The sequence below is a fragment of the Leucobacter coleopterorum genome (assembly GCF_011382985.1).
Taxonomy (GTDB): domain Bacteria; phylum Actinomycetota; class Actinomycetes; order Actinomycetales; family Microbacteriaceae; genus Leucobacter; species Leucobacter coleopterorum.
The window spans coordinates 1,399,506-1,424,333 of record NZ_CP049933.1; the positions used below are offsets into that span (position 1 = coordinate 1,399,506).

Sequence of the window (24,828 nt, forward strand, 5' to 3'; positions counted from 1 at the left end):
ATGAGTTCATATGAGTTCATGGAACATCCCGCGAAAAAGGGGTTCCTAACGAAACTGCTGGTTGCGTGCTGCGGGGGTCCCTTCCTCGACGGCTACGTCATGAGTATTATCGGCGTGGCCCTGGTGGGGGTGAGCGCTGACTTGCAGACCACCGCCTCAGAAATGGGGATGATCGGTGCAGCCTCACTCGTTGGCATTTTTATCGGGGCGGGAGCTTTTGGGTTTCTCACCGACCGATACGGGCGCGAGAAGATGTACGCGGCCGACCTTATCGTGCTGGTGATCGCCTGCGCGCTCAGCGTGTTTGTGCAGGAAGCCTGGCATCTGATTGCGCTGCGGTTTGTGATCGGCATGGCGATTGGGGCTGACTATCCGATTGCCACGTCGCTGCTGACGGAATTCACGCCGTCGAAGAAGCGCGGTTTTATGGTGGGCGCTTCGGCAGCGGCCTGGTCTGCAGGCGCAGTGTCTGCCTACCTGGTGGGGGCGATTGTGGTCGGGCTCACTGGCAGCAACGAGAACTGGCGGTTGCTGCTGGCATCGACGGCCGTGCTCGGTGTGATCGTGATCCTGCTGCGGCGCGGCATCCCTGAGTCACCACGGTGGCTCACCCGCAACGGGCGAGTTGCCGAAGCAGAGCAGGTCGCGAAGCAGATTTATAACGTGGATGTTTCGCTCGCTGACGCGGAAGGCGCTGGGGTGGTGGGCAAGCGCGTGAAGATCGACCTGAAACCGTTGTTCAGGGGTGAATATCTGCGTCGGCTCATTATGTGCAGCGTGCTCTACATTGCGGTAGTCACCCCTCTCTACGGGCTCGTCACGTTTTTGCCCGCGCTGCTCGAAGGGTTCAACATCGACGGCGGCGGCGTCTCAGGAATGTGGGTTGAAACCGTGATCCTCGCGATCACCGTGGCGGGTTCACTGATCGCGATGTCGAAGGTTGACCGATGGGGGCGCAGGCCGCTCGCCGTGTACCCGCTGCTGTTGATGGCCCTACCCTTATTGGGACTCTGGCTGTGGGCAGACGGGCCGATCTGGTTTGTGCTGGTCGCGTTCTGCGCTTATAACTTCTTCTCAGGAGGCCCTAGCATTCTGGTGTGGATCTATCCAAATGAACTGTTTCCCACGGAGTACCGCGCAAGCGCCGTCGGGATCGCTACCGCGGCGAGCCGATTCGGCGCAGCCACGGGAACCTACCTGCTACCACTCAGTCTTGAAGCCTTCGGTAGCGGCACGACCATGCTGTTTGGGGCCGTGCTGACCATGATCGCGTTTGTGGTGGTCGTAGCGATGGCACCCGAAACCCGGGGGCGCTCGCTAGAGCAAACCGGCTCTATTCCGGTGGTTGCCGCGATGGCTCGCTAGTTAGAAGCCGCGCACTGTCTCGAACCAGGCTGCCACACGCAGCAGCATCGGGTCTGTGCCAATGTGAGAGGCGATCTGCAGGCCGATGGTGCGACCGTCGGCCTGCACGCCAGCGCCCACCGACACAGCCGGTTGCCCCGACATGTTGTACGGCACCGTAAACGAGATGTGACCCATAGTTTCGAGGGGTCGGTGATCGGCATCGGATCCTCCGCCGCGAACGCTGCAACAGGTGTGACCGGCGAGAGGATCAGGTCGTAGCCCGCGGTCGCTGCGCGCGTCAGCTGAGCCATTTCGTCAATACGATTGCGGTTGCGGATCGTCTGCGCCGCCGAGAACTCAGCCCCTGCCAAACACCACTCGGCGATGAACGGCAGCACACTCGCGCGCTCGGCCTCACTCAACTCCTCGTAGTCGGCGTACGATCGGCTGCGCCAGAAGTCCACGAGGCCATCGAGTACGTCCGCGCCGACGAAGGGGTCAAACGGCTCAATGATTGCCCCAGCCTCAGCGAACAGTGACGCTGCGCGCTGCACGGTCGCGAGCGTTTCGGGCTCGACGGGGAGGCCTGATCCCGCATCAAGTTGCAGCGCAATCCGCATGCCCTTGGGAGTGAGCGGCTCGGTTGACCACTCCATCTCGCCATAGGGGCGACTCAGATAGTCACGCTCATCGGGGCGCCCGATCAGCGACATCAACCGGATGGAATCTGCCACGGTGCGCGTGAGCGGGCCCGCGGCGCGGCCGTCGTAGGGCACATCCAGGGGATCAGACCCTCACTCGGCTTGAGTGCGGTAAGACCCTGCCAGCTGCCGGGCAGTCGAATCGAGCCACCGATGTCGGTGCCAACGTGCAGGGGGCCGTACCCGGCCGCTGCCGCGGTTCCAGCCCCAGCGCTCGAGCCACCCGAGGTAAGTGCCGGGTCGAGTCCGTTGCGCGTGATCCCGTGCAGACTGGAGACCCCAGAAGAGAGCATGCCCCAGTCCGGCATGGTGGTTGATCCGACGATGACTGTGCCGGCCTCAAGTAGTCGGTCGGTGGTTGGCGCATTGCGCACAGAAACTGGTGGATTCGGAATCGCTGTGCCCGATGGCTTGGGCTGACCAGCCCTAGCGATGTTCTCTTTGACGGTGACGGGTACGCCGTCGAAGTCGCTGAAAGGGGACCCCGAAGCCCAGCGGGCCGTCGAAGCTGCAGCGTCTGTGCGCACCTGATCCGCGTCGAATAGATACATAGCGTTCAGTTCAGGATCGCGCAGCTTGATTCGTGCGATCACGTCTTCGAGCACGTCGGTGGGTGTGAACGAACCCTTGGCGTACCCCGCGGCGAGGGCGCCCGCGTCGAGATCGGCGAGGCTGGAATCGTGGGTTGACGGTGGAATAGTCATGTTAAGCAACTCCCGTCAGTTCTTGCCGCAGAGTGAGCGAGGAATCGATGAGTCGTTTGGTGTACGGATGCTGCGGTGAGCGATACACCGTTTCGGTGTCGCCCGCCTCGACAATCACTCCCGACTGCATCACGATCACCGAGTCGCAGAGGTACCGCACCACGTTGAGGTCGTGGGAGACAAACACGAGGGTGAGTCCGTACTCGTCAACCAGGTCTGCGAGCAGGTTCAGCACCTGGGCCCGCACCGACACGTCGAGTGCGCTCACGGGCTCGTCGGCCACCACAATCTGCGGGCGGCAGATGAGCGCGCGGGCGATCGAGATGCGCTGCCGCTGTCCGCCCGAGAATTGGTGCGGGTGGCGGCTTGCGGAGGCGGCAGGCAGCCCCACTGCTTCAAGCATCTCGGCGACCATGGCCGTGCGCTCTGTGCTGGTCTCGTTTCGGCCGCGCACGAGCAGCGGCTCAGAAACAATCTGGCCGACCGTCATGCGTGGATCGAGCGAGCCCATCGGGTCTTGAAACACGATCTGCAAGTTTTGCCGCAGCTCACGCAGTTGCTGTTCTTTTGCCCCAGTGACCTCGTTACCCGCAACGATCGCGCTGCCGGATGTCGGTTGATCGAGACCCGCAAGGATCCGCAACAGTGTTGACTTGCCCGATCCCGACTCGCCAACAACCCCAAGTCGGCCACCTTTGGCCACCTCGAACGAGATGCCCTGCAGCGCCTTCACCTCGGGAGCGGGCTTGAACAGGCTTGTTTTGCCGCGGGTGTAGGTGCGCACGAGGTCGGTGACGCGCATGACTGGTGGTGCTGAGGTTGTGGCCGGGGGAGACGCGATCTTGGCCTGTGGTAGCTGCTGAACCACACCTTCGCCCAGCACCGGGGTACATAGTTCTGCGCACTCGCGACGGTGAAGAGACGCCCGGCTTCGTCAACCGCATCGAGGTCGGAGGCCGCGAGCAGGCCCCGCGTGTACGCGTGTTGCGGGCGTGTAAACACCTGTTCGGTGGTGCCCTCCTCGACGATCACACCGTGGTTCATGACGAGCACACGCGTGCACATGTTCGCGACCACTGCAAGGTCGTGTGTGATGAACAGCAGCCCGGTGTTGCGCTCGCGCACGAGCTCCAGGATCAGATCGAGAACCTGCCGCTGCACCGTCACGTCGAGCGCGGTGGTTGGCTCATCGCAGAGCAGCAGACTCGGGTCGTTGGCGAGTGCCATCGCGAGCATGACGCGCTGCCGTTGCCCGCCCGAAAGCTGATGCGGGTACGCCTTGGCGGCCTGTGCGGGGTCCGGCAGGTGCACGGCATCGAGCATCTCGACTGCGCGCCGGTTTGCCTCGGCCTTGTTTGGTGCGAGCTTGTGCTGCAGCATGATCTCGGCGACCTGGGCGCCGGCCCGCATGAGTGGGTTGAGAGCGGTGAGTGGCTCCTGGAACACCATTGCCACGTCTTTGCCGCGCAGACGCATCAGCTCAGACTCGGGGCCTCCAGCAGGTTTCCCGCGTGGCCGTTGAGCGTCACAGAGCCGTCGGCGGTCACGCCAGCGGGCAGCAGGCCGAGCAGCGCGGTGGTGGTCATGGACTTGCCCGAGCCCGACTCGCCGATGAGTCCGATGCGCTCACCGCGTGCCATGTGCAGCGAGAAGTCGCTGACGAGGGTGCGATGCGGGGTGCGCACGTTGAGATGGTCAACTGCAAGTAGTGAGTTAGCACTGTGTAGTGAGTTGGCACCGTGTAGTGAGTTAGCACTGTGTAGTGAGTTGGCACCGTGCGGCGTCTTTGTCTCGTCCGTCATGACTGACTCCCATTCAGTTTCGGATCGAAGCGGTCGCGCAGGCCGTCACCGAGCAGGTTGAAGCCCATCACAGCGACCGCAATGGCGACGCCGGGCCAGATCGCGAGCAGCGGGTGGGTGCCGAGGAACTGCTGGGACTCCTGCAGCATACGCCCCCACGACGGGGTTGGTGGCGGTGTACCGAGACCCAAAAAGCTGAGGCCTGCCTCGGCCAGCACGGCCAGCGCAAACGACACTGAGCACTGCACCACGACAATACCGATGATGTTGGGGAGCACATGCCTGAGGGCGATGCGGAAGCGCGACTGGCTTGAGGCGCGTGCCGCGAGCACGTACTCGGTGCTCATCACCTGCAGCGTGCCGGAGCGCGCGACGCGTGCAAAGCCCGGGATCGTGGAGATGCCGATCGCAATCATCGCGACGAGCGTCGAAGCGCCAAACACCGCGGCGAACATGATGGCGAGCAGCAGCGCCGGGAACGCGAGGGCAATGTCGGAGGCGCGCATAATCACCTCTTCGATCCAGCCACCGCGAATGCCCGCGAGAATGCCGAGTGGGGTGCCAACCAGCAGCGCGATCCCGACCGAAATGACGCCGACGAAGAGGGTGATGCGAGCACCGTACAGCATTGCTGAAAATACGTCGCGACCGTACTTGTCGGTCCCCATGAGGTGCGCCGCGGTGGGGCCCTGCAAGCGGGCGGCAGCGTCGGCCTGCACCGGATCGTACGGCGTCCAAATGAACGAGATGACGGCCGCGGCAACAACAATGCCCACCAAAATGAGGCCTATGAGGAGCGTGGTTGAGAGCCGACGAGGCTTGCCCTCGGCCTGCACGAGGCTTGATCCGCCCGGTGCCTGAATCGCACTCGTGCGCGGGGCCTGCACCGGGGAGAAGGGATGTTTTGGGCGGTCATGGTTAGGCACTCCTTCGCATCCGCGGATCGATAACCGTGTAGAGCACGTCCACAATCAGGTTCAAGATGAGTGTGATGGCGACCAGTACCATCACAACCGACTGCACGGTCAGTAGATCACGGTTGCCGACCGCGTCGAGCAGCATAGAACCGAGTCCGGGAATCACAAAGACCCGCTCGATCACCACCGCACCGATAATCAGCGCGGCGATCTGCACACCCGTTACCGTGATAACAGGAATGGCAGCGTTACGAAGGCCGTGTTTGACCAGGGCTCCTGTTTTGCTGAGCCCCTTCGCGCGGGCTGTGCGCAGGTAGTCCTCGCTCATCACCTCAAGCACGGCCGAGCGAACGTAGCGGGTCAGGATCGCCCCCTGCACCGAAGCGAGGGCGACCACGGGCAAGATCAGTCTTCTTAGGAAGTCACCAAAGTCCTCAGAAGGCGGAGTCCAGCCGTTCGCGGGAAGCCACCCGAGCCCAACCGCGAACACCATGACGAGCAGGATGCCAGCCAAAAAGCCGGGGATCGCGACACCGATCTGCGATCCTACCCCGATGGCAACACCCGAGAAGTTGCTGTGCTTCACCGCGGCCCAGGTGCCGAGGGGGATCGCCACCGCGAGCGCCACCACCATCGCCGTCAGCACCAGGATCAGACTGACCTGGAGCCGGTCGCTGACCATCGGGCTAATGTCCGTCTGCGTGAGGTAAGACGTGCCAAAGTCGCCGCGCAAGATGCCGCCAGCCCAGTCGAAGTACTGCACGATCAGCGGCTGATCGGTGCCGAACTCCTTCTGCTTCTGCGCGAGCAGCTCGGGGGTCGCATTGACCCCAAGCGCAATCTGTGCGGGATCACCCGGGATAAGCCGCATGAACAAGAACACAACGATCGTCGCGACCAGGTAAGTCACGGCGAAACGCGTGAGATTAATCAGAATCCGTATGCCCATGCGGCTTCCTCGGGTTGTAGGGGGAGAGTACTTCCAGCTCGTTATTTCCAGCTGAGCTCGGTGAGATTGAGCGATTCGACGATGGCGTTCTTCGGGAGACCCTGCAGGTCAGCCTTCGCCACCACGATGTTCGGGAAGAGGAACAGCACACCCGATGCTGCGTCGTCAACAACCTGACGGGCGACCTTCTTCATGCCCGCAACGTATCCGGCCTCGTCTGCGGCGTCGGCCTCAGCGGCAATCGGCGCGATCACCGAGTTGTCGTAGCCAATGTAGTAGTTGGGGTCGTTGAACACTGTGAGCAGATCCCGAGCCTCAACGGCAAGCACGGTGGTCATCTGGTAGTCGTGTTTCGTGAAGACATCATCGAGCCAGACTGCAGGGAACTCGGAGGACTTGATCGTCACATTGATGCCAACATCCTTCAGTTGCGAAACGACGATCTCTGAGACGGCCTGGGCGTAGGGGCGAGTGGGAACCGTGTAGGTGATGTTGAGGTTCTCGGCTCCAGCTTCTTTCAGTAGTTTCTTGGCCTTCGCGGGGTCGTAGGGATACACCTTGTTGAGATCTTCGTAGTACGGATCGGTCGGGGTGACAAGCGTCGAGGTGAGCGTGCCGTAGCCGTTCCAAGCGGTATCCATGATCGCCTGCTTGTCGAGCGCATAGAGCACAGCCTGGCGAACTCGCTTGTCGTTAAACGGTGCCGTTTGGTTGTTCATGGAGAGTGTGACCTCGCCGCTCGACGTGCCGGTGATGACCTGGAACTTGTCGTTGGACTCGAATGAGCTGAGCAGTTCGGGGGCCTGAAGGTTCGCAATCGCATCAACGTCACCGGTCTGCAGTGCGTTGGTTGTTGCCGTTGCGTCGGCGAAGTACTTCAGCGTGACCTGCTTTACCCCGGGCTTTGCGCCCCAGTAATCGTCGCGAGTCTTGAGCACGATGCTCTCGTTGGGAGTCCACTTTTCGACAGCGTAGGGGCCGGTGCCAACGGGGGTGTTTGCGAGATCTTTCACGCCGTTCGGCGAGAAGATTGCACCGACCGGGGTGGCGATGTTGAAGAGCCACGCGTTTGATGGCTGCTTGAGGTGCACGGCGACCTCGGTGTCAGAGACGACCTCGACGTTGTCAACAACGTCCATCTTGGCCTTCAGGCTCGACACCCAGTCTGACTTGACCCGGTCGAAGCTGAATTTGACGTCCTTTGCGGTGAAGGGGTCGCCGTTCGAGAACGTCACACCCTCTTGTAGGTTGAACGTGTAGGTCTTGCGATCGTCGCTGAGCTTCCACTCTTTTGCGAGGAGCGGAATGACCTCGCCCTCCTGGTTGACCTCAACAAGGCCCTCGTACACGTTCGACATCAGCGCCTGCGGGATCGCCGCACCCGCGGTCGTTGTGAAGTCGAGGTTCGTGGGGTGCCGGTGAGAGCGATTGTTGCCGTGGTTGGCGTCTTGCCGTCTGAGGTGTCCTTCGAGCTTGTCGAACCAGCGGAGCAACCTGCGAGCAGCAGGGATCCTGCTGTGAGCACTGCTGCGGTAATGAGGAGGGGAGATTTGCGTCGTCGCATCATTGCTTCCTGTAGTGAGTTGAGTGACGGCAGAGCCGCGCGAAATTGGGAGGGGACGGTGTGTGACTTGAGCGGCGGTGCTCGCCGACTCTTCCGCAGGGTCCTTGTGAGATCCAATATTAGGAGAGTCGTGCACAATCCTTTCGAACGTTGGCCGAATTTAAACCAGGATACATGGTAAGGCCACTTAGTGGGGGTCATAACGGCGCGCTACGATGTGTAGAGTTCGGAGCGCCCCGAATTCGCGCCGGTGTGAAGGTAACCAAGTGAATCTCGCTCAGTGAAACTCGCCCAGTGAATCTCGCCCAGTGAATCTCGCCCAGCAGGAAGACCCCAGACGATGGCCCACAATTTTGAACCGGCAGTTCCCGTGCACACCTACCAGCGCATCGTGGATCAGATCGAGCAGGCAATTGTGTCGGGGGCGATCCCGGTTGGATCGCAGCTCGCAAGCGAGCGAGACCTGATGGTGCAGTTCGGTGTGAGTCGCCCAACCGTGCGCGAGGCGCTGCGGATTCTGCAGAGTATGGGGTTGATTGAATCTCGGCCTGGCACACGCGGTGGTCCCCAGGTGCTGGCACCAACCTCAAAGAACCTGACTCGCTCGATTCGTGCAATGGTGGGAACCGATGCGCTGAATGTCGCGGAACTCGTGCAGTATCGTGTGGTGCTTGAAGGATCAACCTGCAAACTCGCGGCGCTCCGCCACACGGCCACACAGCTTGAGCGTATGCGTGTCGCCGTCGAACGGATGACCGCGGCCGCCGCCGAAAACGCCTCAGACTTCGCCGACGCGGACCTTGAGTTTCACGAGGCAATCTGGGCCGCGAGTGGCAATGGGATCCTTGAGATGAGCGGACAGGCCGTCTCGGGGGTACTGCGCGGGCTCATGCAGCGTGACGCCGAGGGATCAGGCCTCGATAACAGTGTGAAGCTTGCGTCTGCTGACATTGACCGTGGGCTTTTTGACGCTATCGCCGCGCGTGATGCCCAGCTTGCGGGCAGGATCGCGAGACGCGCCGTCGCTGAACGCTTCGCGCCGCTGCTCGACTCCGAAGCAGATCGACAAGTGCTCGCACTGCTGGCTGAGTAAGGGTTTTGGCGGAGCTCGTGCATAAATTTGCGTGTTCTTGCGTGTGAAAGCTTGCATAAATGTCGGCGGCTGCTGGAATGATGATGGCATGCAAACAACGCACACCCCGGAAACACACCCACTGAGCGCTTCGGGCCTGCAGCACGAGGCCATTGAGATACTTGCGAAGCTCACGGGTGTTTCTGGTCCGCGGTTTCATGACGGTCAGTTTGAGGCGATTCAGACGCTGGTGCAGGGCCGTCGCCGCGCGCTCGTGGTGCAGCGCACAGGCTGGGGCAAGTCGGCGGTGTACTTTATTGCGACGCTGTTGCTGCGCCGTCGCGGTGCCGGGCCAACGCTGTTGGTATCTCCTTTGATTGCGCTGATGCGGGATCAGGTAGCCGCGGCTGCTCGGGCAGGTGTGCGGGCCGTCGCTATCAACTCTGCGAACGCTCACGAGTGGGACTCGGTTCGCGACGCGCTTGCCCGCGACGAGGTGGATGTGCTTCTGGTCTCGCCTGAGAGATTGAACAATCCGCGGTTTCGAGACGAGCAACTACCCTCGCTTCTTGAGCGCATAGGCCTGCTGGTGGTAGACGAGGCACACTGCATTTCAGATTGGGGCCATGATTTCAGACCCGACTATCGGCGTATTGCCGAATTAATTGCACAGTTACCTCCAGACCTTCCTGTGCTTGCGACAACGGCGACAGCGAATGCGCGCGTGGTGACCGATGTTGAAGAGCAGCTTGGTGGTGCCAGCGTCGTCACGATCCGCGGCTCGCTCGCCCGCGCTTCGCTGCGCCTCGGGGTGCTTGAACTGCCGCACTCCCGCGACAGACTGGGCTGGTTGCTGAGCCATTTGGGCGAGCTCAGCGGTAGCGGCATCATTTACACCCTGACCGTTGCCGCTGCCGAAGACACAGCCAGGCTGCTTCGGGAGGCAGGGCACACGGTGCGCGCGTATACCGGGCGCACCGACAACGACGAGCGCGAGGAGTCCGAGCGCCTGCTCAAAGACAACCAGCTGAAAGCGCTCGTCGCGACGAGCGCACTCGGCATGGGATTTGATAAGCCCGATCTGGGATTTGTGGTGCATCTGGGAGCACCATCCTCTCCCGTTGCCTACTACCAGCAGGTGGGGCGTGCCGGGCGTGGCACTGATCGCGCCGACGTGCTGCTGCTGCCGGGAAACGAAGACCGAGAGATCTGGCACTACTTTGCGACAGCCTCTATGCCCGACGAAGCACGGGCGCAGGCAGTGCTTGCCGCGTTGAGTGACATGCCGCTCTCGACTCCCGCACTCGAGACTCGTGTGAATCTTCGCCGTAGCCCGCTCGAACTGCTGCTAAAGGTGCTCGACGTTGATGGCGCAGTGCGGCGGGTTGAGGGCGGGTGGATTGCGACGGGTTCACCGTGGCACTACGACGCTGAGCGCTATGATCGCATTCGGCAGGCGCGCATCGCCGAGCAAAGCTCCATGATCGAGTATCAGCGCACCGGCGAGTGTCGCATGGCCACTCTGCAGCGTGATCTCGATGATGACACAGCTGCGGCGTGTGGTCGCTGTGATCGGTGCGCGGGGCCCTGGTATGCGGTTGGCATCGCAGACGAGGCGGCGCACGCCGCTGCTTCGTCGCTCGACCGTGTATCGGTTGAAATCGAACCTCGGAAGCAGTGGCCCACCGGGGCGGCGCAGCTGGGAGTGCTCCTGAACGGGGCTCCGGTGCGTGGCAAGATCACACCGGAGCAGCAGCTTGAACCGGGGCGTGCAATTGCGCGACTCACCGACCTGGGCTGGGGAAACACGCTGCGGGATCTGTTCGCGCCGCACACGCTTGATGCTTCGGTCTCGGAGTCGATCTTCGGTGCCTGTGTTCGTGTGCTTGCGGAGTGGAACTGGCAGGAGCGACCAGTCGCTATCGTCAGCGTGCCTTCGCGCACCCGCCCGCAGCTTGTCGAGTCGGTTGCGAGCGGGCTCGCGCGGGTCGGGCGGCTGCCTTACCTTGGGCAGTTGAGTCTGGTCGGAGACGGACCAAGCGGAGACTCGGGCGGCAACAGTCCCTATCGGCTCGCCGCGGTGTGGGGCGGGCTCGCCGTGGGCGAAGAACTCGCCAGCGCGATCACTCGTCTGAGTGGTGGTCCGATCCTGCTCGTAGACGACAGAGTTGACAGCCGTTGGACAATGACCGTCGCGGGCATGCGCCTGCGAGAAGCTGGTGCAACCGCGGTGCTGCCGTTCGCGCTCGCGGCGACGGCGTAGCTTCTCAGCTCTCGCGACTTGAGTGCGATTTGACTGCGACTTGGCTGCGATTTGACCCTGCACCGGGGTGCAGGGCTCATGATCGGAGCATGTTAGAAAAACGTGCATTAACCGTTGTCCGAGTATCCGCTGTATACGATCTGCTCATAACCTTCGCCTTTGCACTGCCGTTTACCGCGCCGTTGGTGTTTGGCGGTTGTTCAGGGTGTGGCCGTCATCAGTGCTTTTCGCGCCGAAACGAGAACACAGCGAGAGCGGAGCAAAGGCCCCCGCCTGGCGTGAGGTTTAGGGTAGAACAATGAGAATCGCTGAAATTGCGAGAAAGGCTGGGGTGAAGGTTTCGACCGTTCGATATCACGAACGCCACGGGGTGCTTCCCGAGCCTGACCGAACGCAAGCGGGGTACCGCGATTACGACAATGACGCGCTGCAGTACGTGAGATTTCTCCGCCGCGGTCAGGCCCTGGGGTTCACACTTTCAGAGCTCAAAGAGCTCGCCGCCTATCCAACCGGGGTTCGACACGGGCACGTGAGGCGAGACGAGGTGGTTGAGGTTGCCTCCGCAAAGCTCGATGAAATCGATGAGCGTATCGCCGATCTTAAGCGCACGCGGGCAGCCATTGAAACGCTGCTGAATGCTGAGTGCATTGATCCGTTGAGTCCCTGTCCTATTGTCACCGCGCTGGCTGAGTCCTCATCACACGCAACAGCCTGAAATGAAGGGAGGGGTGGCTTCGCGGCCCCGCCCTCGAAACCGCTACGATTACCACGTGAGAACCACGACCGCGATGCTCGCCGACCTCGGGCTCGTTGCGCTTGGCGGGACACTTGGAACGCTCGGCAGATACGGCCTCTCTGAAGCCCTTGGAGAGGTGGCTGGGCTACCGTTCGGCGTCCTGATCATTAATCTCAGTGGTGCCTTTTTGCTTGGTGCTCTACTTGAAGCGCTTGCCCTCCGTGGAACAGATACGGGTGCGCGACGCATAACTCGCCTCTTGCTTGGCACAGGGGTTCTGGGCGGATACACGACCTACAGTTTGCTAGCGACGGATATTGCCTTGATGCTCGGGCAGGGAGAGGTGCTGGCTGGGACCGCGTATGGTGTGCTTACCCTAGTGCTTGGAGGCATCGCCAGTTGGCTCGGGATCCTGGCCGCTAAAAAACTGCGTCGGCCCGGACTCAGCAGCGCCAAACCGACAACCACCGAGGCTGTCTCATGAACGGTATCAGCCTCGCCCTCGCGGTTGCCGTTTCGGGTGGCATTGGAGCTGCGGCTCGCTACGCGATCGATTCGGTGGTCACCGCTCTGCTGAAGCCTCGATTCCCCTGGGGAATCATGCTGGTGAATCTCTCGGGATCATTCGTGCTCGGATGCCTCACGGGGCTCGCACTCGACGGCGACGTTGCGCGCATCGTCGCGATCGGTTTGCTCGGTGGGTATACGACGTTCAGCACGGCGAGCATTGACAGCGTGAGGTTGGTGTTGGCGAAGCGCTACTGGGCTGGGCTGCTTAACGGCCCGGGCATGCTCGTCGCGAGCGTCGCGCTCTCGGTCGTAGGGATCTTGCTCGTCCGAGGTTAGGGCTGGTCCGGTCCTGTTTGCAAAACTTAGGCGCGAGAGTGCAAAATGACATGATTTGCCCGCCTTGAAGCATGTAAAATTGCGATCTCGCGGGAGTGTCCACTTTTTTTTGGGGGGGGCTCAGCGCACCCTTGTCGGAGTGAAGCGCATGCTCGGGTTGGCATACGCTTCCTGCGCCTCGATGAGTTGCAGTTCACGCTGGCCCGACGCAGCGGTGATCTCAAGCAGCTCGAAAACACTTGAAGCCGTGCGCGCGAGTGCGTCTGCGGCGTCCCCGAGCGCAGCAGGTGGGCCGTGAAGAGCGCCGTCGTGACGTCCCCCGACCCGTTGGTTTTACCAGGCAGCTGCGGGGTCTGCACGATCCACGCACCGTCGTCGGTGACGGTGAGCATTTCGATGGTGTCGGGATCTCGATCCGGGCGCACAACGTTCTTGACCAGGATCGTGCGTGGTCCGATCTCGCGGGCTTTGTCAGCGGCCTCAAGCGTCGAAGACAGTGAGTCGGGTGACGTGCCGGTGATAAAGCCAAGCTCAAACTGGTTTGGTGCGATCAGATCAGCGTGCGGTACGACCCGATCCCGAATCAGGTCTTGCACCTCGGGTGAAACATGGCAGCCCGAAGTGGCGTTGCCGAGCACAGGGTCGCAGGCGTAGATAGCGTTGGGGCTGTGCTTCTTGACGCGAGCGACGGCGTCGAGGATCGCGTCTCCGATGTCGTTGCCACCCTGATACCCGGAGAGAACCGCGTCTACGTTCTCAAGGCCGCCTCGATCCTCAATGCCCGAAACGATCTCACGAACGTTGTCGCCGCTGAGCATAGGGCCGCTCCACGCACCGTAGCCGGTGTGATTCGAGAAGCAGACGGTGGGCACCGGCATGACGTCAACGCCGATGCGCTGCAGAGGGAAGACTGCTGCCGAGTTACCGACGTGACCATAGGACACCAGCGACTGGATTGAGAGGATTCGCATGCTCCGATCCTGCCACTGGTCCACGTGGTGGACCACCGGGGCTGAAGGGGAGTGGACCACTTGGGTTGCAGGAGTGCTAGATTGCACGATCCGGTGTCAAAATTCCATGAGGATCGAGCGCCTCTTTAATCGCCCGCTGCACATCGAGTGTGACGGCGTCGAGTTGCCACGGGAGTTCGTGGCGCTTCACCGAGCCGATGCCGTGTTCGCTAGAGATCGTGCCGCCGAGTGTCAGCGCCAGGCGTGTAATGTCGTCAAGCACGGCGTCGGCCGCGAGAATGCCGTCGGGCGTGTCGAGTGCCTCGACGGCACTGTGTAGATTGCCGTCGCCAGCGTGCGCAACAGTGGACACTCTGAGGCCATGCTGGCGCGAGATCTCTCCGATGCCGCGAAACACCTCTGAGAGAGCGGCGATTGGCACGCCAACATCGCAGGAAAGCTTCAGTCCGCGCGCGTTCAGCGCGGGGTTCGAGAGTCGGCGAGCCTCAAGTAGCGAGTCCGATTCCGAGATCTCCACCTCATTTGCGCCGGCGTCCAGGCAAGTCCGCGTAATCGCCTCTGCCTTCGCCTGAGCATCGACGCCCACGGTCTGCCCGACGAGCATCGCGCCCTCGGGCACAACGAGTCCGCTTGGAAAGTACGACTCGACGATCTCGATGCTGAGAGCGTCCATCAACTCAAGTACCTCGGGCTGAGCGGCACCATTCACAATTGCAGTGACCGCATCTCCGGCGCTCTCCAGCGTCGGGAAGCCCGCGCGAAAGGTGCGGGGTGTGCCCGGTGCCACTGGCTTCAACCTCACTGTCGCGGCCGTGATCACACCGAGGGTGCCCTCGGATCCCACGAGCAGACTCGTGAGATCAAACCCGACCACGTTTTTGCGGGTACGAGCGCCCGTGTGCATGATGCGGCCGTCGGCGAGTACAACCTCTAGGGCCGCAACCGCGTCCGAAGTGACCCCGTGTGAGACGCAGCGCAGTCCGCCGGCATTGGTGGCAATATTGCCCCCAACGGTTGAGGTGCGAGCGCTTGCCGGATCCGGCGGAAAGAAGAGCCCGTGCTGATGAGCCGCAGCATCGAGCTCTGCCGTGATCACACCGGGCTCCACCACGGCGAGACGATTCGGAACATCGAGGCTGAGGATGCGGTTCATACGCTCGAGAGAAATGATGATGCCACCCTCGTAGGCGACCGCGCCGCCAGCGAGGCCGGTGCCGGCCCCGCGCACGCTCACTGGCACTTTCGCCGCGTTTGCCCAGGAGAGCGCGGCGGAGACGTCGGCGGTGGACTCAGCTAGCACGACCGCCTGCGCGGCACCCGCGACAAGCTCCCGAGAGGAATCACGGGCATACTTTGCTATCTCTGCCGCCTCGGTGACCAAACGGCTTCCAAGGGCACGATGCAGAATATCGAGTTCTTCCACGCTGATCTCCTCACCGAGGGGGTATTTTGGGCAGAGGCCGGTGACTTCAGACTATCTGCGCGTGGGAAGATGATGTCATGTCTTTTTCGCCCGCAGCAGACGGAGCCGGTCGGTATGCTCCCAGTCCCTCGGGTGATCTGCATCTTGGCAATCTACGCACCGCGTTGCTCGCCTGGCTGTTTGCGCGCTCAAGCGGTCGTCGTTTTATGATGCGCATTGAAGATTTGGATCGCGCGCGTGACGCCGGCAACGCCGAGAGCCAGCTAGCAGACCTTGCAAGCATCGGCCTCGATTGGGACGGCGACCTGGTGTGGCAGACGGAGCGAGGCTCCGCCTATGAAGCCGCGATCGAGCAACTGCGAGAGCGCGACCTCGTATACGAGTGCACCTGCACGAGGCGAGACATTCTGGCGGCACCGACTGCACCGCACGCACCGCCTGGCGCCTATCCAGGAACCTGTCGTGATCGCAGCGACGCTGAGCGTGCGGCGGCGCGAGCCACGATTCATCCACGCCTACCAGCCCTGCGTTTGCGGGCTCCGCGTGAACTCACACGGATGGAGTTCCAGGATCGGCTGCTCGGCACTGTGTGCGGTGACATCGATGACTTTGTGCTGCGCCGCGGAGATGGCACGGTGGCTTACAATCTCGCGGTTGTTGTAGACGACGCGGCGATGAGGGTCGACCAGGTGGTGCGTGGTGACGATCTCGCGAGTTCGACGCCGCGTCAGATCCTGCTCCATCAACTGCTGGGACTGCTCAAGCCCGAGTATGCCCATGTACCCCTCGTGCTTGGCCCGACCGGTGCACGTCTCGCCAAACGCGACGGTGCGGTGACGCTGAGGCAATTGCAGGATCAGGGAGCGAACCCCGAGCAAGTGCTCACACTGCTCGCGCGTTCCCTGAATCTAGCGGGCCCTGAAGAAACGGTGAGCGCCACGCAACTGCTCGCCCGTTTCGATGCGGATCTGCTCCCCAAGACTCCTTGGACGTGGAACGGAATCGCTACCGCTTCAATGCACGAATAACTCGCGCCAGCGCGCGACCAGCAACCCACACAAACGGGGCACCAACGACAAGAAGTGCGATGATGTTCGGCTCAAAACGGGTCACGCCGTCGCGTGTCACGTAGGCCCCGACGGGAATAGCCACGCCACCGCCGCCACCACCGGAACCCTCACCTTGGGCTTCAGCGTCATCTTCGCCTCCCATGCCTGCGGCTCCGCCACCTTCGCCACCCCCAAAGCCGTAGCCTGTGCAAGCCACGGGCATGATCTTGGTGCCGTCTACGTCAACTGGATCGCCAAAGGCGGCGTGAACGCCCACCTTGGTCACAGTTTCTGCGAGCTGCTTTGTGAGGTTTGCCATGTTGTCCACCCTATCTCTCTGCGAATTGTTCTTACTAGGAGTGTCGCCCGATACGAACCGAGCTTGGCTGGGGCGCTTGGGCTCAATATCGTCGCCTGAGGATACCTGCTTAATCCGTCGAACGACCCAGGGTACAAAATGCTCGCGGGCCCAGACCACGTCTTCTTTGCGAGCCTGTCGCCAACTGCGTACGGGGAGAGACGGAGGATCAAGTGGCTCTAGACTGTTCGGAATGTTGAGTTCCTGAAGAGCAGCCCGCGCAATGGTGTGGTGCCCGAGGGCGTTCAGGTGGAGGCGATCACCCGCCCAGAACCGTTCATCTTGAAGAGCCTCGATGGCCCACTGGTCTACGACGATACAGTCGTGTTTCTTTGCGACCTTGCGAACGTTTTCGTTGTAAATTGCGACTTTGCCGCGAATTGAACGGAACACCGGTTGAAACGCAACATCGGCCCCGGTAAAAAGCAAGATCGTGGCTCCAGTCTCGCTCAAGCGCGCCACCATGCGATCGAGCTTCGCGGCGACCTCGTCTGGGTCGGAGCCCGGGCGAATCACGTCGTTGCCACCGGCGCACAAGCTGATCAGGTCGGGGCGCAGATCTAGTGCGGCCTCAATTTGCTCGTCCGAAATTTGCTGAATGAGCTTGCCCCGCACCGCGATGTTGGCGTAAGCAAAGTCTTCGTTCAAGTCGCTGAGTACCTCGGCGAAGCGGTCAGCCCAACCGCGCAGGCCGCCGGGGCTGTCTGCGTCAGGGTCGCCAACTCCCTCGGTAAATGAATCACCAAGTGCCACGAAACGTGACCAAGGAATCTGGGCTTCTGGCTGCGTGGATGGTTGGTCCTGCGTCACCTTCACACTCCCTTTCGGATCTCCTGTGTAAACCGCGAGCGTGCTTGCGGCCATCACAGGTAGTCTAGAACGTTGTGACAGATTCGGACCAAGCACTACACCTTCCGGGGACGAGTGCCGCCGAACACCTGCCCCCCGCGTACCCAGAACGTGCTGCACACGGCACCGCCGGAACGCTGCGAGCGTGGCAGGAAGAGGCGATTCGGCTCTACCTTGAGAAAGAACCAAAAGACTTTCTCGCTTCGGCGACCCCGGGCGCAGGAAAAACGACGTTTGCGCTCAGGCTCGCGGCGATCCTGCGCGCCAATCACACCGTGCAGCAGATTATCGTGGTGGCACCAACGGAGCACCTGAAAACTCAGTGGGCAGATGCGGCCTTCCGTGCCGGCATTCGGCTCAACCCGAGCTACTCGAACAATGATGGCCTTGGCTACGGTCGCCACTACCACGGTGTTGTTGTGACCTACGCTCAGGTCGCCATGAAACCGGTGCAGCACCGGCTGCTGACCGAGCACTCCGACACCATGGTGATCCTCGACGAGATTCACCACGGCGGTGACGCGTTGAGTTGGGGTGACGCGATTCGTGAGGCCTACGGATCGGCGAAGCGCAGGCTCTCTCTGACCGGCACGCCGTTCCGCTCTGACGACGCGCCTATCCCATTTGTGCAGTATGCGCCGCAGGGGACGGATCGAAGGTTTCGCTCACCGATTACGACTACGGCTATGGTCGGGCGCTCGCTGACGGCATCGTGCGTCCCGTCATCTTTATGGTCTACGCCGGGGCGATGCGCTGGCAGACGTCGGCTGGTGAAGAGATGGAGGCTCGCCTCGGCGAGGGCAACACCAAAGACATCACCTCGCAGGCGTGGCGTACAGCGCTAGACCCTGCGGGGGACTGGATTTCGAAGGTGCTGGAGGCTGCGAACCGTCGGTTAACCGAGGTGCGTCTGCAGATCCCCGATGCCGGTGGGTTGGTTATTGCGACCGATCACGCCTCTGCAAAAGCGTATGCGCAACTGCTGCACCAGATGACAGGTGAGGAGGTCGCGCTGATCCTCTCTGACGACAATGGGGCGAGCGAGCGGATCGACTCTTACTCACACGGAGATTCGCGCTGGATGGTTGCGGTGCGTATGGTGTCGGAGGGCGTGGATGTGCCACGACTCGCCGTCGGCGTGTATGCGACAAGCTCGTCAACACCGCTGTTCTTTGCGCAGGCGATCGGCCGGTTTGTGCGCTCGCGGCGACGCGGCGAGGTAGCGTCGGTGTTCATTCCGAATGTGCCTGCGCTCATGCAGCTTGCGGCGGAGCTTGAGAAGGAGCGCAACCACGTTCTCGAGGGACCGGGCAGCGCAGAGGAGATGTGGGACGCCGAGGCCGCGCTGATGGCGGAGGCGGAGCGCGAGGATCGTGCCTCGTCTGACCTCGAAGAGCAGGAGTTCAAGTATCAGGCGCTCGCGTCTGACGCGCACTTCGACCGGGCCGTCTTCAACGGTGATGAATTTGGTGGGTACGCAGAGGTCGAGAGTGAAGAAGAACTCGACTTTCTTGGGCTGCCAGGAGTGCTCGAACCGCAAGAGGTGCAGGTTCTTCTGCAGCAGCGGCAAGCGCGGCAGGCTCGTCGCAGCGCTGCGAAACAGGGTTTGCTTGAGCACGCCCCCGATCGTGCTGAGGAGCCAGGGGCCCTGCACCGCACCCTGGGCGAGCAGCGCAAGCTGCTATCGAGTCTCGTGGGCATGTACGCGAAGGTGTCGGGGGAGCAGCACAAAGACATTCACACCGAGCTGCGGCGCGTCTGTGGCGGGCCCGCTGTCGCTCAGGCATCTGTGACGCAGTTGCAGAAACGGATCGATCTGCTGCGACGGCGGCTGCGGCCGTAGACCTCTGAAAATCGCTCATACAGGGGCGGCGCGCGCGAATTCCCGAGTAGATTCGATACCCGCTCGGATCCGTGCTAAGTTATTCTCTGTTCGGCTGATGGAGGCCGGATCGTTCGCGCGGGTGGCGGAATGGCAGACGCGCTAGCTTGAGGTGCTAGTGCCCGTATTAGGGCGTGGGGGTTCAAGTCCCCCTCCGCGCACGTGAATGGAAAACTCCCGGTCTGAGATTGCTCTCAGACCGGGAGTTTTTGCGTTTTGCGTCGCCCGAGTTCCGGCAGCGTACGGGCGCTCGGTACGGGTCCGGCGCAGGATCGGCGCGGCATGACCCAGCGAGTAGCTGTGCAGCCACAGGCAGCAGCCCCTTTCCCACGCTTACGGTGCTCGCCACCTCCGGGGTGCTCGTCCCGCTCAGCGTATTTCCTGATGGGGTACAGACGGTACTGCGGATCTTTCCCGCTACCCGGTTCGTAGACGCCATAAACGCCCAGCTCGCGGGTCAGGATGCAGCCATCCCACTCGGCATCACCTGGTTACTCATGGCGCTCACCGCGACTCTCTCGCGGTACGCGGCCGCTCGCATCCTCCGCTGGTCCAGGGTGAGCTAGCGTGAAGTTGATGCGCTCAGCGCAAGCCCCCCTTGTGCGCGATTCGAGTCTGAGTAGAGTGACAGCATGACTTCCCGCGGGTTCCGCAACTGGCTTATGGCCGATACAACTCAAGCGCCCGGCACTCACACTGGTCCGCACGGCAAGCCTGAGGGGCACCGAAAGGCCTCCTGGTGGCGGGTCATGTGTTTGAGCGGTGTCGACTACTTTTCGACACTCGGTTATCAGCCAGCGATCGCAGCACTTGCGGCCGGGCTGTTGGCTCCGCTCGCCACGATCCTGCTCGTCATCGTGACTCTTGCAGGTGCTTTACCGATCTATCGACGTGTTGCGCGTGAAAGCCCGCACGGGGCGGGATCGATCGCGATGCTCGCGAAGCTGTTGCCACGGTGGGGAGGCAAACTCGTTGTCTTGGCTCTGCTTGGGTTCGCGGCGACAGATTTTATGATCACGATGACGCTTTCTGCAGCGGATGCGACGGCTCACTTCGTCGAAAATCCGTTTGTGCCGAAGGCACTGCACGGTCAAGAGGTTGTCATCACGCTGGTACTGCTCGCGGCCCTTGGCGCGGTGTTCTTGCGTGGGTTTGCGGAAGCGATACGTATTGCAACCTACTTGGTTGCCGCCTTCCTTGTGCTCAACGTGACTGTGATCGTGGTCGCGTTTATGCATCTCTTCTCCGAGCCGCTTGTGATTACGGATTGGTGGGGTGCGCTCACCACACAACACGGCAGCCCGCTGGTCATGATCGGGATTGCCCTCCTCGTGTTTCCCAAATTGGCCCTGGGGCTTTCCGGTTTTGAAACCGGGGTTGCAGTCATGCCTCAGATCAAAGGGCAGTCGGGGGACACCGAACATGAGCCTCGAGGGCGCATTCGAGGTGCGCATCGTTTGCTCACGAGTTCAGCATTGCTCATGAGCGTGCTACTCATCGCCTCATCGATTACGACAGTGATGCTGATTCCTGCGGCTGAGTTTCAGGCAGGTGGGGCCGCGAACGGGCGTGCGCTTGCGTACTTGGGGTATGCGTACCTGGGGGACGGCTTCGGTACGGCTTACGACATTGCGACCATTGCCATCCTGTGGTTCGCGGGTGCCTCAGCTATGGCGGGTCTGCTGAACCTTGTGCCTCGCTACCTTCCGCGATTGGGCATGGCGCCGCAGTGGGCGCGCGCGATCCGCCCCCTCACGCTCGTGTTTACCGGTGTCGCCTTTCTCATCACCGTTCTGTTCCAGGCCGATGTGAATGCGCAGGGAGGTGCGTATGCGACCGGGGTGCTTGTGCTGATTACCTCCGCTGCGGTGGCGGTGACGCTGTCCGCGAGGCGACAGAAGCAGAAGAAGGCAACGATCGGGTTTGGAATTATCACGGTGGTGTTTCTCTACACGACCGTCACAAACATTGTCGAGCGTCCTGAGGGTATCAAAATCGCAGGGTGCTTTATTCTCGGGATTCTGGTGACGAGCTTCGTGTCGCGGGTTGCCCGTTCAACCGAGTTGCGCGCCGCGACGATCACGTTTGATGCACAGGCTGAACAATGGCTCGCGGAGCGTTCTGGGGAGCGTATTGACCTCATCGCCCATGAACCCGGGCATGCGTCGCGCTACCCGCTGAAACTGCTGCACGCGCAACAGGCACACCATCTCTCAGACCTTGAGCCGTGGTTTATTGAAGTGACAATTGGAGATAGCTCTGACTTTGAGGAAGAGCTTCTGGTGCGAGGCGAAATTCACGACGGGTATCGTGTGCTGGCTCTGCGGAGTAGCAGTACACCCAACGCCCTTGCCGCGGTGCTGATGGAGTTGCGCAATCGCACAGGAGGAGTCCCGCACGTGTATTTCCGTTGGACCGAAGAGAACCCCTTTGCAAACCTCGTTCGCTTTTTGCTGCTCGGTGAAGGAGAAGTTGCGGCGGTGACGCGCGAGGTGCTGCGTAAGGCGGAACCGAACCATACGTGCCGACCATGGGTGCACGTGGCGTAAAGAGAGATGCTGTGACCGATTACACCACTTTTCCAGAAGGCTTGCCTGTTCCACAGGACGGCGGAACCGCAGACCATCTCGTCGGGATTCCCGGTGCGCACGCCTGCACTTACGGCTCACTCTCGTGATTCTGGATGGGGTTATCGAGCAGGTGATTTACCCGATCTTCCCGCCGATCACCCACGCGCAACAGGTACTCGACTGGCTCGGTGAGGGATGAGCGCTGCTTCCTAGGTAACCGCAGCCCGCGTACGCCTTCGACGCGCCACCATGCGAGTCACGATCAATCCGTGCCGAGGACTCAAGAAATACACCAGCGCAAACGCGACCCCCTGTGTGAGCACGATCATGCCACCTGCGGCGGTGTCGAGGTAGTAACTCACGTAGAGACCAATGACCGCGCACAGGGCTGAGATCGCGGGGGCGATCACCAGCATGCGGTTGAAGCGATCGGTCAAGAGGTACGCCGTGGCCCCCGGAATAATCAGCATGGCAACCACCAGCACCACGCCGACCGCCTGCAGCGCAACCACAGCGGTGAGCGCTAATAGACCCAGCAGTGCCGCTCCGAGTATCCGGGGTTCAGGCCAATTGCGTGGGCGTGGGTGGGGTCAAACGCGTAGAGCGTGAAATCGCGGCGCTTCGCGATGAGAATGCCAAACGTGACGGCACCGAGAATGAGAACCTGCGTGAGATCCGCCCACGACACCCCGAGTAGATTCCCAAAAATGATGTGGTTGAGGTCGGTCTGAGACGGAGTCACTGAGATGAGTACCAAACCAAGCGCGAAGAGAGACGTGAAGACGATCCCGATAGCCGCGTCTTCTTTCACTCTGCTGGTGTCTCGCACAGCACCGATGAGGGCCACCGCAAGAAAGCCAAAGACAACCGCTCCCAGCGCGAATGGTGCGCCGACAACGTAGGCCAGCACAACTCCTGGTAACACAGCGTGTGACACTGCGTCACCCATGAGTGACCAGCCAACTAGCACCAGCCAGCATGACAGCACCGCGCACACGATCGAGGCCACGAGCACCGTAGCGAGCGCGCGCACCATGAAATCGTAGCTCAGTGGTTCAAGAAAAAAGTCGACGGGGTTCATACTGCCTCCTCGGTGTTGCCACTCTGGCCCAGCACGTCAAGTCCAAACGCAAGCGCCAGGTTCTCCGGCCGCAGCACCTCTGCTGGCGTGCCGTGCATGAGTACCCGTCGCATGAGCAGCACCGCTTCGTCAGCGAGTGAGGGCAGCGCGTGCAGATCGTGGGTAGATACGAGGATCGTCGCACCGTCACTCGCGAGTTCGCGCAGCAGGCGTGTCATCGTTGCTTCGGATCTCTTATCAACCCCGGCGAACGGCTCATCGAGCAGCAGTGTTGTGGCCCCCTGCGCGATCCCACGCGCCACAAAGGCACGTTTTTTCTGGCCGCCCGAGAGTTGCCCGATCTGTCGCCCAGCGAACTCGGTGAGTTCAACCCGTTCAAGAGCCTGATCCACGGCCTCGTGGTCGGCCCGACGAGGCCTGCGTGTGATCCCCATGCCCCCGTAACGCCCCATCATCACAACGTCACGCACCGATAGTGGAAACGCCCAGTCGACCGCTTCGCTCTGCGGTACGTAGCCTAGGGTGCCTTGCTTGCGAGCCCTTGCGGGGTTCTCTCCATTGATCAGCACACTGCCAGTGTCGGGTCGCAGGCGTCCCATGATGGTGCCAAACATAGTCGACTTGCCGGAGCCGTTCATGCCGATGAGTCCGCACACCCTGCCCGGAGCAACACTCAGTGATGCGTGGTCCAGCGCGAGCACCTCACCGTAATGGACGGTGACGTCGCGAACCTGGATCGCGGGCGAAATCATGACTTGCTCCCGGAGGTGCCAGTCAGGGCCGAAACGATGAGGTCGCTGTCGTAGCGAATCAGGTCGAGGTAGCTGGGCACTGGGCCGTCGGACTCAGAGAGCGAATCAACGTAGAGGGTGCCGCCAAACTTCGTATCCGTCGCATCGACCACCTGCTGCATGGGAGCGTCAGAGACGGTCGATTCGCAGAACACCGCGGGTACGTCGTTTTTGCGCACGAACTCAATCGCTGCGGCTATCTGCTTCGGGGTCGCCTGCTGTTCCGCGTTTACCGCCCAGATGTACTGCTCCGTGAGCCCCGCGTCTCGCGCGAGGTAAGAGAATGCTCCCTCGCAGCTCACTAGCGCTCGCTGTTTCTGTGGCAGCGTGTCGAGTTGAGTGACCAGTTCATCCTGCACCGCTTGCAGCTTGGCCTTGTATGCCTTGCCATTGGTCTCGAAATCGTACCTGTGTTTCGGGTCGAGTTTGCTAAACGCATCCACCATATTGTCGACGTACTTCTGTACGTTGACGGGGCTCATCCAGGCGTGCGGGTTTGGCTTGCCTGCGTAGGTGTCCTCGGTGATGTCGATGGGCTCGACACCCTTTGAGGCAACAACATGCGGCACGTCGAGGTCTGCAACAAACCGCGTAAACCAGGCCTCAAGGTTCATGCCGTTGTCGAGGATCAGGTCGGCGTTGGCGGCTTTACGAATATCGCCGGGGGTGGGCTCGTAACCGTGAATCTCGGCCCCAACCTTGGTGATCGACTCCACCTGCAGGTGGTCACCGGCGACATTTCGGGCGATGTCGGCGAGCACCGTGAACGTCGTCAACACAATCGGCTTTTCGGCTGTGTCGCTCTTTCCACTGTTGGTGTTGCTGGCGCCGCACCCTGAAAGTGCAACCGCGAGCGCAATCGCGATAACAGAGACGGTTGCGTGTCGTAGAGACCGGCTGGGGCTCATGTGTGCTCCTCGCGGAATGGTGTACGTGTTTTGGGTACTGCTAAC

The 24,828-nt window shown here is 61.5% G+C and carries 17 protein-coding genes, 1 tRNA gene and 5 pseudogenes; 11 read left to right on the forward strand and 12 right to left on the reverse strand.

Annotated features, from left to right (window positions below; genetic code table 11):
- Positions 1 to 1,365 carry an MFS transporter gene (locus tag G7066_RS06510; RefSeq protein ID WP_166329911.1) on the forward strand — a complete coding sequence of 455 codons (1,365 nt, stop codon included), beginning with the start codon at positions 1 to 3 and terminating at the stop codon, positions 1,363 to 1,365.
- On the opposite strand, the gene G7066_RS17425 is transcribed toward G7066_RS06510, so the two are convergent.
- The 6 genes and pseudogenes from G7066_RS17425 to G7066_RS06535 all read right to left on the reverse strand — a co-directional run bounded on the left by G7066_RS17425 (position 1,362) and on the right by G7066_RS06535 (position 7,913).
- A complete protein-coding gene (locus tag G7066_RS17425) occupies positions 1,362 to 2,081 on the reverse strand; it encodes an amidase (protein WP_341873874.1) in 720 nt (239 codons plus the stop codon). The genes G7066_RS06510 and G7066_RS17425 overlap by 4 nt on opposite strands.
- A complete protein-coding gene (locus G7066_RS16945; protein ID WP_280116253.1) occupies positions 2,060 to 2,752 on the reverse strand; it encodes an amidase family protein in 693 nt (230 codons plus the stop codon). Before G7066_RS16945 ends, G7066_RS17425 begins: the two co-directional genes overlap by 22 nt.
- A gap of 1 nt (position 2,753) precedes the next feature.
- Positions 2,754 to 4,554 (reverse strand): annotated as a pseudogene (locus G7066_RS17830) (ABC transporter ATP-binding protein).
- Positions 4,551 to 5,417: an ABC transporter permease gene (locus tag G7066_RS06525; RefSeq protein ID WP_205881570.1), complete on the reverse strand. Its 867-nt coding sequence runs from the start codon at positions 5,415 to 5,417 to the stop codon at positions 4,551 to 4,553. Before G7066_RS06525 ends, G7066_RS17830 begins: the two are co-directional and overlap by 4 nt.
- Positions 5,418 to 5,472: 55 nt before the next feature.
- Positions 5,473 to 6,420, reverse strand: a complete 948-nt coding sequence (locus G7066_RS06530) for an ABC transporter permease (RefSeq protein WP_166329913.1) — start codon at positions 6,418 to 6,420, stop codon at positions 5,473 to 5,475.
- A 41-nt stretch (positions 6,421 to 6,461) separates the two neighbouring features.
- Positions 6,462 to 7,913, reverse strand: coding sequence for an ABC transporter substrate-binding protein (locus G7066_RS06535; protein WP_341873878.1), 1,452 nt, complete (start codon positions 7,911 to 7,913; stop codon positions 6,462 to 6,464).
- 411 nt (positions 7,914 to 8,324) lie between these two features.
- Here G7066_RS06535 and G7066_RS06540 point away from each other — a divergent pair, with 411 nt between their 5' ends.
- The 5 genes from G7066_RS06540 to G7066_RS06560 all read left to right on the forward strand — a co-directional run bounded on the left by G7066_RS06540 (position 8,325) and on the right by G7066_RS06560 (position 12,901).
- Complete coding sequence (locus G7066_RS06540; protein ID WP_166329914.1) at positions 8,325 to 9,077, forward strand: FadR/GntR family transcriptional regulator; 753 nt, start codon at positions 8,325 to 8,327, stop codon at positions 9,075 to 9,077.
- 88 nt (positions 9,078 to 9,165) lie between these two features.
- Entirely contained in the window at positions 9,166 to 11,319 is a 2,154-nt protein-coding gene (locus tag G7066_RS06545; RefSeq protein WP_166329916.1) for a RecQ family ATP-dependent DNA helicase, read from the forward strand.
- Positions 11,320 to 11,617: 298 nt separating this feature from the next.
- On the forward strand, positions 11,618 to 12,034 hold the full coding sequence (locus G7066_RS06550) for a heavy metal-responsive transcriptional regulator (protein WP_166329918.1): 417 nt from the start codon (positions 11,618 to 11,620) through the stop codon (positions 12,032 to 12,034).
- Between the two features lie 55 nt (positions 12,035 to 12,089).
- Positions 12,090 to 12,539 (forward strand): fluoride efflux transporter FluC, encoded by a 450-nt coding sequence (locus tag G7066_RS06555; protein ID WP_244303337.1) that lies wholly within the window; start codon positions 12,090 to 12,092, stop codon positions 12,537 to 12,539.
- Entirely contained in the window at positions 12,536 to 12,901 is a 366-nt protein-coding gene (locus G7066_RS06560; protein WP_166329919.1) for a fluoride efflux transporter FluC, read from the forward strand. The genes G7066_RS06555 and G7066_RS06560 overlap by 4 nt, the downstream gene beginning before the upstream one ends.
- Before the next feature lie 120 nt (positions 12,902 to 13,021).
- On the opposite strand, the pseudogene pdxY reads toward G7066_RS06560, so the two are convergent.
- Together pdxY and G7066_RS06570 are read right to left on the reverse strand one after the other, a co-directional pair.
- Positions 13,022 to 13,872, reverse strand: a pseudogene (gene pdxY, locus G7066_RS06565) (pyridoxal kinase PdxY).
- Positions 13,873 to 13,948: 76 nt separating this feature from the next.
- A complete protein-coding gene (locus G7066_RS06570; protein ID WP_166329921.1) occupies positions 13,949 to 15,295 on the reverse strand; it encodes an FAD-binding oxidoreductase in 1,347 nt (448 codons plus the stop codon).
- 77 nt (positions 15,296 to 15,372) lie between these two features.
- Between G7066_RS06570 and gluQRS the strand changes: the two genes are divergently transcribed.
- Positions 15,373 to 16,323, forward strand: a complete 951-nt coding sequence (gluQRS, locus tag G7066_RS06575; RefSeq protein WP_166329923.1) for a tRNA glutamyl-Q(34) synthetase GluQRS — start codon at positions 15,373 to 15,375, stop codon at positions 16,321 to 16,323.
- A gap of 400 nt (positions 16,324 to 16,723) precedes the next feature.
- On the opposite strand, the pseudogene G7066_RS06585 reads toward gluQRS, so the two are convergent.
- Positions 16,724 to 17,455 (reverse strand): annotated as a pseudogene (locus tag G7066_RS06585) (SGNH/GDSL hydrolase family protein); the annotation flags it as partial.
- A 131-nt stretch (positions 17,456 to 17,586) separates the two neighbouring features.
- Here G7066_RS06585 and G7066_RS06590 point away from each other — a divergent pair.
- The 4 genes and pseudogenes from G7066_RS06590 to G7066_RS06605 all read left to right on the forward strand — a co-directional run bounded on the left by G7066_RS06590 (position 17,587) and on the right by G7066_RS06605 (position 21,982).
- Positions 17,587 to 19,394, forward strand: a pseudogene (locus G7066_RS06590) (DEAD/DEAH box helicase).
- 115 nt (positions 19,395 to 19,509) lie between these two features.
- Positions 19,510 to 19,594 (forward strand) — tRNA-Leu (locus G7066_RS06595).
- A gap of 27 nt (positions 19,595 to 19,621) precedes the next feature.
- On the forward strand, positions 19,622 to 19,999 hold the full coding sequence (locus tag G7066_RS06600) for an ABC transporter permease (RefSeq protein ID WP_166329925.1): 378 nt from the start codon (positions 19,622 to 19,624) through the stop codon (positions 19,997 to 19,999).
- Between the two features lie 66 nt (positions 20,000 to 20,065).
- Positions 20,066 to 21,982, forward strand: coding sequence for an APC family permease (locus G7066_RS06605; protein WP_425280760.1), 1,917 nt, complete (start codon positions 20,066 to 20,068; stop codon positions 21,980 to 21,982).
- Between the two features lie 230 nt (positions 21,983 to 22,212).
- Here the strand turns inward: G7066_RS06605 and G7066_RS06615 are convergent.
- The 3 genes and pseudogenes from G7066_RS06615 to G7066_RS06625 all read right to left on the reverse strand — a co-directional run bounded on the left by G7066_RS06615 (position 22,213) and on the right by G7066_RS06625 (position 24,783).
- Positions 22,213 to 23,084, reverse strand: a pseudogene (locus G7066_RS06615) (metal ABC transporter permease).
- The gene (locus tag G7066_RS06620; RefSeq protein WP_166329927.1) at positions 23,081 to 23,836 is read right to left on the reverse strand and encodes a metal ABC transporter ATP-binding protein; all 756 of its coding nucleotides are present in this window, start codon (positions 23,834 to 23,836) and stop codon (positions 23,081 to 23,083) included. The pseudogene G7066_RS06615 and the gene G7066_RS06620 overlap by 4 nt, the downstream one beginning before the upstream one ends.
- Positions 23,833 to 24,783 (reverse strand): metal ABC transporter substrate-binding protein, encoded by a 951-nt coding sequence (locus tag G7066_RS06625; RefSeq protein WP_166329929.1) that lies wholly within the window; start codon positions 24,781 to 24,783, stop codon positions 23,833 to 23,835. Before G7066_RS06625 ends, G7066_RS06620 begins: the two co-directional genes overlap by 4 nt.
- Positions 24,784 to 24,828 lie beyond the last annotated feature (45 nt).

What these genes read in the sequence shown, in the direction of transcription:
- G7066_RS06510 (WP_166329911.1), top strand. Translation starts at nt 1, where the DNA reads ATGAGTTCATATGAGTTCATGGAACATCCCGCGAAAAAGGGGTTCCTA.
- G7066_RS16945 (WP_280116253.1), bottom strand. Translation starts at nt 2,752, where the DNA reads ATGACTATTCCACCGTCAACCCACGATTCCAGCCTCGCCGATCTCGAC.
- G7066_RS06530 (WP_166329913.1), bottom strand. Translation starts at nt 6,420, where the DNA reads ATGGGCATACGGATTCTGATTAATCTCACGCGTTTCGCCGTGACTTAC.
- G7066_RS06540 (WP_166329914.1), top strand. Translation starts at nt 8,325, where the DNA reads ATGGCCCACAATTTTGAACCGGCAGTTCCCGTGCACACCTACCAGCGC.
- G7066_RS06545 (WP_166329916.1), top strand. Translation starts at nt 9,166, where the DNA reads ATGCAAACAACGCACACCCCGGAAACACACCCACTGAGCGCTTCGGGC.
- G7066_RS06550 (WP_166329918.1), top strand. Translation starts at nt 11,618, where the DNA reads ATGAGAATCGCTGAAATTGCGAGAAAGGCTGGGGTGAAGGTTTCGACC.
- G7066_RS06560 (WP_166329919.1), top strand. Translation starts at nt 12,536, where the DNA reads ATGAACGGTATCAGCCTCGCCCTCGCGGTTGCCGTTTCGGGTGGCATT.
- gluQRS (WP_166329923.1), top strand. Translation starts at nt 15,373, where the DNA reads ATGTCTTTTTCGCCCGCAGCAGACGGAGCCGGTCGGTATGCTCCCAGT.
- G7066_RS06605 (WP_425280760.1), top strand. Translation starts at nt 20,066, where the DNA reads ATGACTTCCCGCGGGTTCCGCAACTGGCTTATGGCCGATACAACTCAA.
- G7066_RS06620 (WP_166329927.1), bottom strand. Translation starts at nt 23,836, where the DNA reads ATGATTTCGCCCGCGATCCAGGTTCGCGACGTCACCGTCCATTACGGT.
- G7066_RS06625 (WP_166329929.1), bottom strand. Translation starts at nt 24,783, where the DNA reads ATGAGCCCCAGCCGGTCTCTACGACACGCAACCGTCTCTGTTATCGCG.